This is a genomic window from Parapedobacter composti (assembly GCF_900112315.1).
Classification (GTDB): Bacteria; Bacteroidota; Bacteroidia; order Sphingobacteriales; family Sphingobacteriaceae; genus Parapedobacter; species Parapedobacter composti.
Map to the genome: position 1 here is coordinate 23,974 of NZ_FOLL01000023.1, position 12,268 is coordinate 36,241.

Annotated in this window: 10 protein-coding genes; 2 read left to right on the forward strand and 8 right to left on the reverse strand. The window is 53.5% G+C overall.

Annotation, left to right across the window (positions count from 1 at the left end):
- Positions 1-83: 83 nt before the first annotated feature.
- Both BM030_RS17730 and BM030_RS17735 read right to left on the reverse strand, forming a co-directional pair.
- Positions 84-701, reverse strand: a complete 618-nt coding sequence (locus tag BM030_RS17730) for an FMN-dependent NADH-azoreductase (protein ID WP_090974950.1) — start codon at positions 699-701, stop codon at positions 84-86.
- A gap of 157 nt (positions 702-858) precedes the next feature.
- A complete protein-coding gene (locus BM030_RS17735; protein ID WP_090974951.1) occupies positions 859-1,434 on the reverse strand; it encodes an outer membrane beta-barrel protein in 576 nt (191 codons plus the stop codon).
- A gap of 234 nt (positions 1,435-1,668) precedes the next feature.
- On the opposite strand from BM030_RS17735, the gene BM030_RS17740 reads away from it, so the two are divergent.
- Both BM030_RS17740 and BM030_RS17745 read left to right on the forward strand, forming a co-directional pair.
- The gene (locus tag BM030_RS17740) at positions 1,669-1,968 is read left to right on the forward strand and encodes an ArsR/SmtB family transcription factor (RefSeq protein ID WP_090974952.1); all 300 of its coding nucleotides are present in this window, start codon (positions 1,669-1,671) and stop codon (positions 1,966-1,968) included.
- A 23-nt stretch (positions 1,969-1,991) separates the two neighbouring features.
- Positions 1,992-3,092, forward strand: coding sequence for an NADH:flavin oxidoreductase (locus tag BM030_RS17745; RefSeq protein WP_090974953.1), 1,101 nt, complete (start codon positions 1,992-1,994; stop codon positions 3,090-3,092).
- Here BM030_RS17745 and BM030_RS17750 read toward each other — a convergent pair whose 3' ends face one another.
- From BM030_RS17750 to BM030_RS17775, 6 genes are all read right to left on the reverse strand, one after another.
- Entirely contained in the window at positions 3,093-3,833 is a 741-nt protein-coding gene (locus BM030_RS17750; RefSeq protein ID WP_090974954.1) for a 3-methyladenine DNA glycosylase, read from the reverse strand.
- Positions 3,834-3,997: 164 nt separating this feature from the next.
- On the reverse strand, positions 3,998-5,452 hold the full coding sequence (locus BM030_RS17755) for an alkaline phosphatase family protein (protein ID WP_170845811.1): 1,455 nt from the start codon (positions 5,450-5,452) through the stop codon (positions 3,998-4,000).
- A 33-nt stretch (positions 5,453-5,485) separates the two neighbouring features.
- On the reverse strand, positions 5,486-6,955 hold the full coding sequence (locus BM030_RS17760) for a SusD/RagB family nutrient-binding outer membrane lipoprotein (protein ID WP_170845812.1): 1,470 nt from the start codon (positions 6,953-6,955) through the stop codon (positions 5,486-5,488).
- 10 nt (positions 6,956-6,965) lie between these two features.
- Complete coding sequence (locus BM030_RS17765; protein WP_090974957.1) at positions 6,966-10,304, reverse strand: SusC/RagA family TonB-linked outer membrane protein; 3,339 nt, start codon at positions 10,302-10,304, stop codon at positions 6,966-6,968.
- Positions 10,305-10,475: 171 nt separating this feature from the next.
- On the reverse strand, positions 10,476-11,495 hold the full coding sequence (locus tag BM030_RS17770) for a FecR family protein (RefSeq protein ID WP_090974958.1): 1,020 nt from the start codon (positions 11,493-11,495) through the stop codon (positions 10,476-10,478).
- Between the two features lie 69 nt (positions 11,496-11,564).
- Positions 11,565-12,146 (reverse strand): RNA polymerase sigma factor, encoded by a 582-nt coding sequence (locus BM030_RS17775; RefSeq protein ID WP_090974959.1) that lies wholly within the window; start codon positions 12,144-12,146, stop codon positions 11,565-11,567.
- Positions 12,147-12,268: the final 122 nt, after the last annotated feature.

The following is a 12,268-nucleotide window of genomic DNA, read 5'->3' on the forward strand; positions in this document are numbered from 1 at the left end:
AAATCTCTGTTAAAATAAAAAGGGGTGTATCAAATGTTGGATACACCCGCTGCTGGATCGGGTCCTCAATTATGGAAAGTTCCTCAACTTACGGATGCCGGTTGCAGCGCTATGCTGTCAATCGCCTTCTCAAGGGCGTTTTGCTGCAGGTGCGGAATAGCAAACCCTTCGCCGCGGACCACGGTTATGTCGGTCATGCCCATGAACGACAGGACGTGTTTCAGGTATGGCGTAAGAAAGTCGTAGGCCAATCCGGGTGCTTCGCTGTAAATCCCGCCGGTGGTAATCGCCAGGTAGATTTTCTTGCCTGTAACCAGGCCTTCGGGGCCGTCTGCCGTATACCGGAAGGTAACGCCCGCGCGGCTGATCTGATCGAGCCAGGCCTTCAGCGTGCTGGTTGGGGCGAAATTATACATGGGAGCGGCGATAACGATGACGTCTGCCGCCATCAACTCGGCGATGGCTTCATCGGAGTACCGGATGCTCGCCTTCAGGGTATCGGTGTGCTGCTCAACCGGGGTGAAGAAAGCGCCGAGGTGCGTACTGCTTAAGTGCGGAAGGTGATCCCGCGCCAGGTCACGCTGTTTTACCGATGCGCCCGGATAAATGTTGCACAACTGTGCGACAATAGCGTTCGCTAACTTGGTGCTGTTTGAGTCGCCGCCCCGAGGGCTCGAAATGACATTCAGGATTCGTGTCATGATAATTACTGTTTAATGTGAACCATACAATAGCGAGGTAAAATTAGATCCGTTCTGTAACCTACGGATTGACATGGAGCAAGAAAAAGGCTTGACATAAATCAAGTGTATGGCAAAACGGACCTAATTGTACCGGGGTAGTTTTGTGTTTACCGGCTTAAAGACTAAACGCGTAAGCGATGCGTAGACCCAGGAAATGGTTGGCCGTGCCGTTTTCGCTGAATTTGGTGTTGCCTTCCCATTTGATGCCGGCATCCAGAACGTTGTTGCCGCCGAGGTTAAACCGGTAGCCTACCTGGGGGGAATATGTGAAAGTAGCTTCCTTGTCATATCCGCCGTCTGACTTATTCAATAAAAAGGAAGTGCCCGCTTCGCCCTGAATGAATAATCCGCCCACAGGGAAATACTTCAGTCCAAGCTTTACGGGCAGCACCTGAAGGTCTTCGCGGTAACGGCTGCCGCCGAGTGTGTAGCCATGGTTTGGCGCGAACAGGTTGTAGAAGCCGCCGCTTAGCGTGAGCGCCAGCTGATTGCGGTACAGCGGGAATTCGGCCTGGATGGATCCGCCCAGACTCCAGTCATACCGGTCACTTAGGTCGCCCATGGGTACACTTGTTTCCGGACCTACCGAAAGCTTCACGCGCGGTTTGTCTGCGGTTTGTGCCTGAACAGGAACGAGCGCAATAGCTGCAAAAAGGAAGGTTGTGATGCTGATTTTTATTAGCGTTTTCATGATGTTAAACTTTTGATGTTGTTAATGAATAAATGTAATGTGATCACATAGCAAAGGTATTTCAGTGTATCGGTGTGGCATTTGACCTAAGGCAAGAAATGATGTTGATATAAGTCAAACCCAGCATGGCGGCGGTATCGTTGCGGAACTGTGGCACGAAAGTGCCGAATCATGGGAATGTCATACTTCCTTGGTGTATTGGCATATCGGAAAAAACCGATATATCTTTGTGTTATGAACGAACTGGAAGTTTTCAAAGCCTTATCAAACCAAACACGTTTGCAGATACTGCGCTGGCTGCGGGACCCAGACAAGCACTTCACGCCGCAGGGGCATTCGTTTACCGAAGTGGGGGGTTGCGTGGGGCAAATCCAGCAAAAATGCGGGCTGACGCAGTCTACGGTATCCGAATACCTGGCATTGCTGCAGCGGGCGGGGTTGGTAACGGCTACCCGCAGGGGGCAATGGACGTATTACAAACGCAATGACGAAGCATTTGAACAATTGGGAAAGTTCGTGCAATCAACACTGTAAGTCTCATTCAACGTATTAACGCTATGGACACGGCAACGCTTTTTAAGCCTTTTCAACTGAAGTCCCTGAACCTGAGAAACCGTGTGGTAATGGCGCCGATGACGCGTTCATTTTCGCCCAATGGGATACCTACTGCTGATGTAGCGCGTTACTATGCTAAGCGTGCTGCCGGAGAAGTGGGCCTGATTTTGTCAGAAGGAACGGTCATTGGCCGGGCTTCTTCCTCGGCCGACCCGAACATTCCGCATTTTTATGGCCAGCGAGCGCTTGCTGGCTGGCAGCGCGTCATCGAGGAGGTGCACGCCGCCGGTGGAAGCATGGCGCCGCAGATATGGCATCAGGGTATTATGGAAAACCACCATTCAGGCTGGCTGCCGCCCGTGCCATTTGAAGGGCCTTCTGAATTTGCTAGGCCGGGATTTGCCAATGGCGTGGCCATGAGTGAGCTGGATATCGAAGCAACTATTCTTGCGTTTGGCCGTGCTGCCGCCGATGCTAAACGGCTGGGCTTTGATGGTGTGGAAATCCATGGCGCACATGGGTACCTCATTGACCAGTTTTTCTGGGAAGCCACTAATACGCGGACCGATGGCTACGGCGGTAAGACCTTGGCCGATCGAAGCCGATTTGCCGTAGAAGTGGTAAAAGAGGTGCGTAGGCAGGTGGGCAGCGATTTTGCCGTCATCCTGCGTTTATCGCAATGGAAACCCGCGGATTACGCGAACAAACTGGCCAAGACCCCGCAGGAGATGGAGACGTGGCTGCAGCCACTGGCCGATGCGGGTGTGGATATTTTCCATTGCTCGCAGCGCCGTTTCTGGGAAGCTGAATTCGAAGGTGCGGATCTTAACTTTGCCGGATGGGCCAAGAAACTGACGGGAAAAGCAACGATTACGGTTGGGTCGGTGGGCCTTTCGGGGGAGTTCCTCGCTGCCTTCCGCGGAGAAAGTTCCGTACCAAGTGGATTGGATGAACTGCTGCGCCGGTTTGACCGGGGCGATTTTGACCTGGTGGGTGTGGGCCGGGCCTTGCTGGCCGATCCAGACTGGTTGCTTAAAATCAAATTGGGCCGTGCGGATGAGCTAAGAGGCTTTACGAAAGAAGCGCTCACCGAATTGGTGTAATCATAACGTTATTTTCCGCGTTGCGCGTTTGATGATCCATTGCGTATGAGGATTGGTAGATGCTGCCCATTGCCTTATCAAAGCGGTGGCTGCACCGTTATTGACTTTCAGCCAGTCGGTCAGGTGATTCGCTACGGATTTCTTTACAAACGTGACGTTGTCTTCTTTTAACATTTCAAGCACTTCAAACACCGGCTGGGGATGGTGGTTGAACGTGTCGAGCTTCGGGGCCCAGGGCAGTTTCGGCCGCAGACCTTCACTTGCGAGCCGTCTCAGGTGAAAGTCGCCTGATGATGCCCACCGCCGGATGATGGCCAGTGACGCTTCGGGGTACTTCCTGATGTAGGGGCGCACCGCGTACTCGCCCGTGTTGCGCCTGGTAATTTCCGCAATGGCATCCATCGATAGTTGGAAGTGGTCCAAGCCGTATTTTTCAACGAATTTGCCTATGGGAAGTATCCAGTAGTAATGTGTGAACATGCCGGTTTCATTGGGATTGGGCGGCCCCAGAATTTTCATGAACACCGTCAATGCCGTTTGGTACGTGCCGGGAAAATGCTCGTGGAGCTTATCTGCGATGAGGGCTACGCGTTGTGTATAGGTTTTTTCTATAATCGACCCTGCAACGTCGCGGACGAACCGCTCGCTGGGAAATTGCGGTGCTATAGTTGCTATTTTATCGGCCAGCAATATGGCCAGCGCTTTCCCGAACTGTGCTGTAATACTGTAGTTGGTTCCCATGGGGTGTAAAGCTGGTTTATGGACAAAATTGGCAAAGATCGTCCACTTGCTATTGTATAAAACGGACAAATTTGCTTGGTTCGCAGCGCTGAAGCTTGGTCCGCCTTGGGGGATAACCGAAGAAGCAAACCCGGGAATCATCGCCGGGTTTGCTTATTGGTTCATCAGTGGGTCTGTCCGTAATCGATGTACCGCTTGCCCTGCACGCTTGAACGGTATATGGTGCTGGGTGCATTTTCAACGACCTCTTGCCGGACCTCGGGTGTCTGGCTTTGATCTGTTGCAAAGACTTCAGAGAGTATCCGCCCATCCATGGTGGTGGGTACAGCGATGCCGTAGCTTGCCAGGATGGTGGGCGCAAGGTCTACAAAGGAAGATGGCAGATTGCTTACGGTGCGCGGCTTGTATGAAGGGCCGGCAAAAAACAATGGGGTTTTGATTTCAAAGGGACTGATGCCTCCATGGCCGGCAACGCCCGGGTTTTCCGCGACACCGCGGTAGCCGCGCGGCCCCGGCTGGTCGTACCACTTGTAGGTAACCAGGATGTCGGCAGCACGTGTGGGGTGGTTCCAGTGGATGGCGTCAAAGGATACTGTGCCGGGTACCCAGCCCTCGTCGCTGCCGCTATGCTTGGCTCGGGTAAAAATAGGCCCCACCCAGCTTTCTTGCTGCAACTGTTGCACAATCTGCCGGATGCGGGTTTGATTATGCCCTTTTACGAAGATAGCGCCTTCGGCTGATACGACGTCGTCGGCTTTGACGTATTCCTGCAGCTTCTGCTGGCCTTGGTAGGCGATAAATCCGTGATCGGCCGTGACAATGATGTTGAACCGGTTTTTTAGGTCTGGAGACCATAGTGTGTCCAACAGGCGGCCGAAAAGGCTGTCAACCATGGTTAATGCCGCTAGGGCACGGGATGAGCCAATGCCGGAACGGTGCTGGGCGCCATCGGGCTCGGCGTACCAGATGGAGCTGACCAGCGGTGCGTCGGCGGCAAGGCCATACGTAAGAAAGGCATCGGTTACCCAGTGATGCCCGGTGTATGCATCGGATAGCACCTGCTGCGGGTTGCCGATAGCTGAATAAACTTCCTCCCGGAACGTGTGGGGCAAGATGAGCCCCGGATTGACAATCCGCCCGGCGCCTCTGGGGTTTTGCAGCAACGCCTGCCCTGTGGAACCGGAACTAAACACCATGAATTCATGGCCCGCCGCTTGGAGGGCCTCGCCGAACGTGGGCACGGTAATGAGGCCGCCCTGTGTAAGGGAGTCTAAGGTGGACAGTTCGCGGGCATCGCCGGTTTGGAATACGCGATCGCCTGTGGTACCCGGCACGTGCAGCTCGTTGCCCATGATGCCGTGCTTCTGCGGATAGGCACCGGTGCCGAACGAAGCCGAATTGACACGGGTGTATGTGGGAAATACACTGTGGTTTTTCGCTCCATAGGTGGCCTGCTGCGTAAACCGGTGCAGGTGGGGCATCTGGCTTTCGTTGATGTAATCTTCACGCAGACCGTCAAAAATGACAATCAGGGTGCGCGGTTGTTCTGCACGGGCCGCGCTCGGCGATGCAGCGCACGCCATCATGCCGAGGGCCCATATCATTTTTTTCCAATTCATTGCTTTCATTTACTTCTATATGGAAATGTCCGGTTATTTATCCCACCAAACGCGCACGTAACAGTCGTCGCCGCCCATTGACGCAACGGCATCGGCCAGGTTGGCCGGATTCATTGACTGGAGGTATAAAGGGTAGGGCATGCGCCGGGGAAACTCGCGCGATGCAGGAATACTGGGCCCTTTGGGCAGCACGGGAAAGCCGGTGCGGCGTTTTTCAAACCAGCTCTGGTAGTCAGTAAAGAACAAGGCGTAGTATTTTTGCCGCATAATCTTCTCCAGCTTCGTTTCAAACGGGGCACCTTCGTCAAACACAACGCCGGGTTGGGCCAGGTAACCTGCGGGAACAGACACACCCCACTGGTTCATCGCTGCGGCGATGCCTTTCTCGTAATGCGTGCGGGTGGATGCACCGGTATTGAAACCGCGCAGCGATAGCTCTGCCAACATGAATTCCACTTCGGCGTATCCCATCAGCACCCCCAGGAGCGGTGAGGTTTTCAGGCCGTCTGTATAATTGGAATTGGCATCTACGTCGTATTCGGTATTGATGGGATATCCCGTTTCTATCCCTCGGTAAACGGCGGTGCCGCCCACGGTTACGGTGCGGGCCCAGACGGCACGGCGAGGGTCGTTCCAATCGTTGAGGGGATCGATGAAATACTTGGTGAAGTAATGGTTATCTCGCCAGTCAAACGTGCGCGCGTTATAAAACGGATTGAAATAGGGAGTAGTGCCTGGATAATGCAGTATGGCTTCATCCGCATTGCTTTCGAATATCGGATAAGTTTGCCGATCGGCAAGCAGCGCGGTAATCTGTTGGCTCACCTGGAGTTCGCTATCCCGATTGATGGCGCGCAGCAGTGTGCGCAGCCGCAAAGAGTTGGCGAATTTTTTCCATTTCTGGATATTGGCCGCCGAGGCGTCGCCTTCATAGATAAGGTCGCCGCCGAACGACAGGGGCTTCGTGGCGTCAAACAGGTTATTGGCGGTTTCCAGATCGGCCAAAATGCCGGTATACACGTCCCGCTGCTTGTCAAATTTGGGCTGGAACAGTCCGTTCAATCCCTTGGATGCTTCGCTGTACGGAATATCGCCATACAGGTCTGTCAATATCGAAAAGACATATGACTTGAGCACCAGTGAAATGGCCTGGTAGTTGGGTTCGCCGCGTTGTTCGGCAATCAGGTACAGATCGTTGATGTCGAGCAGCCGGCCATAATATTGCTCCCAGATGGGACTGTTGGGGCTGATAAACCAGCGCATCGTGCTGTTGAGGTTGGCATCCGCACGTGGTGCGGTTACCTGCATCAGCGTATGGGTCAGTCCTTTTGCATCGTCAAGCCGGTTGTTAACCAACTGGTATTGCAACTGGCCGAGGAGTACGCCGGGCGTAGCGGATGACGGCCGGTTGGGATCGATGTTCATGGCGTCAAACTTTTTCTCGCAGCTGCTGAAGCCAATGAGGGCCATGAATATAGGAAGAAAAAGATAATGCGTTTTCATTGGATTGTAGTTAAAATTTGAAAGAAAGGTTTGCTCCTAAGGTTCGCGACGAGGGGAACTGTGCGATTTCTACACCGGGGGTGAGTGTGCCGTTGTTGAGGTTGCCGGTTTCCGGATCAAATGCCGGAAAGTCGGTAAAGTTGAACAGATCGCGGCCCCAGATTGCAAAATTGGCCGACTTGACTCGGATACGCGACAACCATGCCGTGGGCAGTTGATAAGCGAGGCGGACCTCTCGCACTTTCAAGAACGATGCATCGAATATGTTGGTTTCTACGTTGGCAAGTTGGTAATAATTGTCGTAGAAAGTACTCGCCCTGACGGCAACCGTATTCTTCTGGTAAGTACCGTCGGGCTGCAGCACAACGCCATCGCCAATGACACCTTCGAACTGGTTTTGCCAGCCCCCTTTCCAGTCTGGAAAAGCGTTGCCCCATTTTCTGAGCTCACGATCCAGCGATTCGGGCAGTCCTTGGCTGTTGTAGAGGATTTGCCCGTCGGGCGACCGGCGGAAGCCGAGGCCATACATATCGCCCATGCGACCGCCTACGCGCGCTTCTATGGTCAGCAGATTAGCGTTGTTGTAGATGATCTGGCTGGGGATGCCGTCTGCCAGCTCGCGAACATAGCTTCGGTTCAGTGACCAGTTGATGGTGGAAGTCCACTGGAACTGTGCATTGGAAATAGGTTTGGCGGTCAGCACGGCTTCCGCACCGCGGCTATTGATCAGCCCGGCGTTGATGAGGGCACTGGTGAACCCGGTTACCGGATCGACCGGTGTGGCAAGGATCTGATTGCGGCTATTGTTGGTGTAATAGGTCAGGTCCAGCCCTAGGCGGTTGTTTAGCATACGGACGTCCATGCCTACTTCGAAGCTGGAGGTGATCTCGGGTTTCAGGTTGCCGTTGAACAATACCCTGGAATTGGTAAGTCCGTTGCCGTAAATCTGGTTGTAGTAGCGTGCGGTTTGATAGGGCCCTGTGTCATTACCCACCTGCGCCCAGGAAAGCCGAAGTTTCGCAAATGAAAAAGATTGCGGAAGCGCAAAGGTTTCGCTCAGCAGCCATGCCAAGTTGGCCGAAGGGTAGAAGAATGAGCGGGCGCCCTGGGGGAGCGTGCTGGACCAGTCGTTGCGGCCGGTGATATCGAGAAAAAGCTGTTCGCGGTATGAACCGCGCCAGAAGGTGTACAGGCTGGCGATGGCTTTGTTGTAACTGTCCGCGTCGGACACCACGGGGTCCATACTGTTGGCCAGCTGATAGATTCCCGGCTGTGCCAACCGATCGGCGTTCATGCCCTTGAACCGGTACGATTGAAACATGTAATTGCCTCCTGCCGATAATGAGAACTGGAAGTCGCCCCCGGTGGGTTGGGTATAGGTGAAGAGAAAGTCGGTATTGCTTTCGTAATTTACCACCTGCTGCTCGCGGTACATCCCATTGGGGTATTTGGTCATGCTGTAGGGCCGTTGCTGTGATCGGTTTTCGGCAGCAAAATCCAATCCTGACCGCACCATAAGCTCCAAGCGGTCGCTGAATGCATAAGTAGCACTAAGGTTGCCGATCATGTTGTGCTTATCCATGGGGTTGAGCATCTCGTACATAATGGCATAAGGGTTGTCCGGACCGGAATTGAAGGGTTTGCGCTGTGCAATATGCTCCTGGCCGGCTTGCCAGTAGGGCTTGAACCACGATGGGCTGATGTTTGGTGCGGTGCCCAGAATGAGGAAATACATCAGCGTCTGGTTGTTGTAACCCACGGCGGGCAGGTTGTCACTCTGTTTATAAGCGTAGTTGACCCGAGCGTTTATCTTAAGCGGATCGGATACCTGTTGCTGCGTGGAAAACGCAGCGTTGATGCGCTCAAAGCCGGTATTGGGCACAATCCATTTGTTGGTGAGGTGGGTAACCGAGAGCCGGGTTCCGCCGGTTTCGCTGCCCCCTTCTATGGATATGCTGTTGGAGGCGGTGAGCCCGGTTTGGAAAAAGCCGGATATGTAGTCTTTTTGGGCAACCCAGGGCGTACGGACGGTGGGCAGGCCGTCTGGCGTGTTGGGATCGTACTGGTAATACAGTTGACCATCGAATTTCGGCCCCCATGCCCGACCTGCGGCGACCGTGGTGCTGGTATTGGGCCCGTCTTCGCTGGCACCGTATGAATAGTACTCACTGGTGCGGCCTTCGCCGTATTCAAACTGATAGTCGGGCCAGCGGTTCACCTGGTCAAAACTGATGTTCGAATTGACGCTGATGCCCAGCCCCTTTTTGCCGGCGGCCGACTTGGTGGTGATGATGAGTGCGCCGCTCGCTGCTCGGCTACCATAAAGGGCCGTGGCGGCTGGGCCTTTCAGCACCGTGACGCTCTCGATATCATCGGGGTTGATATCCGTTACGTTGGTGCCGAAGTCTACCGGACTGTCTTGCGACAGGTAGGAATTGAAGCCCGTGCCGGTGATGCGGTTGCTTACCGGAACGCCGTCTACGACGATAAGGGCCTGGTTGTTATCCAGGTTCAGGGACGATTCGCCCCGCAGGGTGATGCGCGTGGATCCCATCGGGCCGGTACCTGCACCCTGCACGGTAAGTCCGGCCACTTTGCCCGAAAGCGAACTGGTCCAGTTGTTGGACCTTGCATCGGTTACCGACTCTTCTCCAACGGTTTGGGCGGCATAACCCAGCGACTTTTCGGCGCGTTTGATACCTAATGCGGTTACAACCACTTCACTGAGTTCGTCTGTGGCAGGAGCGAGGACGATGTCGAGAGCGGTGGTGGCACCTGCTGATACCCGGATATTTTCCTTGCGTTGAGGAATGTAGGAGATGAACGTGATTTGCAATGAATAGGTGCCGGGGGGGACCGTGATGTTGATATTGCCCTGATCGTCGGTCATGACCTCACGGCTGAGCTCCAGGATCCGGATATTGGCACCGGCCAGCGGCGTACCGTCGGTATCGGTGATTTTACCGGTTATCTTGCCGGGTTCCTGTGGAGGGGTGTAAGTAACCACAATGTTGTTGCCCACCTGTTCGTAGCGCGTGTGTGTCTTGCTTCCGATTTCGCGGAGAATGGTTTCCAGATCGGACGAAAGGTTGATGCTCAATACGGTGTTGGGGATAGTTCCGGTATTGTAAACGAAATGGAACTTGCTTTTTTTTTCAATTTGTTCGAGTACCGTGGCCAGTGGTTTGTTTTTCGCGTCTAATTCAATTTTGATGTCTGCCAGGTGCTGTGCATCAGCGCGGGTATAGCTGAAGGTAGCGAGGCTGAATGCGAGGCCTAAAAATAGCAGGGATGAGTACCGCATAACTACATAAATGAAATAGGTATGGCACAAAAGATTTCTGTTCATTACTTTTGAATGATTTTAAAAAGTTGAAAATACTTGTTGAAATCAGGTGCTGCCTGCAAGTTGTCCAGACGAGGGCAGCATCATTGTTCTGAGCTTCCAGCACTGTGCTGGAAGTTTTTTTTGGCTTGCTAATTCATCGTATTAATCGTTTCATTGTTTGTTATCTGATTATTAGTTAGACAGACGCTGCCGACTGCTCCCGATGGTTACCGTGTCGTTAGCGATATGGTAGTGAAATGGGGTGCTCTTTTTCAGGATATTCAGCACTTCGTTTAGCGGCAGGTTTTCGAATTTTCCCTTGAACCGGCTGTTCTTTAGCCGGTTGTCGTTAAACTGAACGTGCACGCCATACCAGCGCTCCAGCCGTTCGGCCGCCTGCCCAAGTGTTTCGTTGGCATGCAGTACGAGGATCTCGTCTTTCCAGCCGGCCCAGTGTTCCATGTCTTCCGGACGGGAGAGGTTGCTCGTGAACGTTGCGAGGTCATACGTTAGCAGTTCTCCGGCTGACACTTGGCTGCCAACGCTTTGCGTGGCATCCGAATCGGATTGGCGGCCGACCTGTACGCGTCCCGAAGTGACGGCAACCTGGACTTTGCGTGTGTTGCCATAGGCCGACACGACGAATTCTGTACCCAAGACCATGGTGGTAACATCGCCCACGTGTACTTCAAAGGGCTTCTCCTTTGAATGGGAGACTGAGAAAAACGCCTCGCCGGAAAGCCACACCGTGCGCCGCGCGGTATTGTAGTCGTCCCGGTAGGAAAGTGTGCTGCCGGAATTGAGGATGATCAGGCTGCTGTCTGGCAGACGTATTTTCTTCTTCTGGCCGTTTAGCGTGGTGATGGTATGGGTTTCAATACCGGCAACGGGCGTGCGGTCTGCCGAAGGCTTGAGCAGCAGCACGAGGAAGACCGCTGCCACGGAGGCTGCAGCAAGCCAATAACTGTAAATGGGCCGCCTGGCTCGTTTGGCGTCTATCTGCTCCATTACGTTGGTGATGCGGCGTGGGCTCCCCGACAAGGCTGCCTGGCTTGGTGGCTTGGTGGTTTGCCATCGCGCGTTCAGGCCGGCTTCCAGTAGCTGGCGGTAGGCTGGATCGTTAACCATTCGGAAAAATTGCCCTTTTTCCGCTTCGGTCAGCCTGTCGGCTAAATAGCTTTCCAGCAATCGTTCAAATAGCTGCTCGTTCATACAAAAGCATGACCGTACGGCCCCTGTTTGCAGACTATCCGTTTGCGTTATCGTTACGTTAATAAATGGTTAAAAAAAGACCAGCAGTAAAAAGGAGACGATATGATGCTTCATCCAGAACCGAAGGGAGTCATACGATTTCTGGAGTTGATTTTTTACGGTAAAGGGCGAGAGATCCAACAAGGTGCCTATTTCATCGACGGTTAGCCCCTTGCGGAAGCGGAGCATGAAGATTTCCTTCCGTTTTGGCGGCAGCCGTTCGGCAAAGGAATCGACCAGCTCGTAAAGGTCTTTTTGGTGCAACTGGCCTTCCAGGTCCACTACCTGCGCGTTGCCAAGTGCATAGGTTTCTTCCCTTATCCAGCGGGAGGCAGTTTCCTGGAGGGCATTGATGGCACGGTTACGGCTCAACGTAAACAGCCATGCGGGCAACGACTGTATGGACGTACTATGTTGCCTGGTTTCCCAAAGTTTGATGAACACATCCTGGGTGATTTCTTCGGCGACTGCCGCTCGCTTCACGATGCTGGATACGAAATCGAATACCCGGGGTTCATGCCGTTGCATCAGCAACGCCAAGGCCTCCGTATTGCCGGTAGAAAGTTTCTTTAATAATACATGGTCGGGAATATGCCGTGCCGTTTTTCTCATCGACTCACTTTGAGGCAAAAATAGAAAGGCCCTGTTACCTTAGTATTAAGGTTTTGTTTAAGCAATGTGTTACATGGGCGGCTGGAAGATGGAAATTGCAGCGGATGGAGGAGAAATCAGCA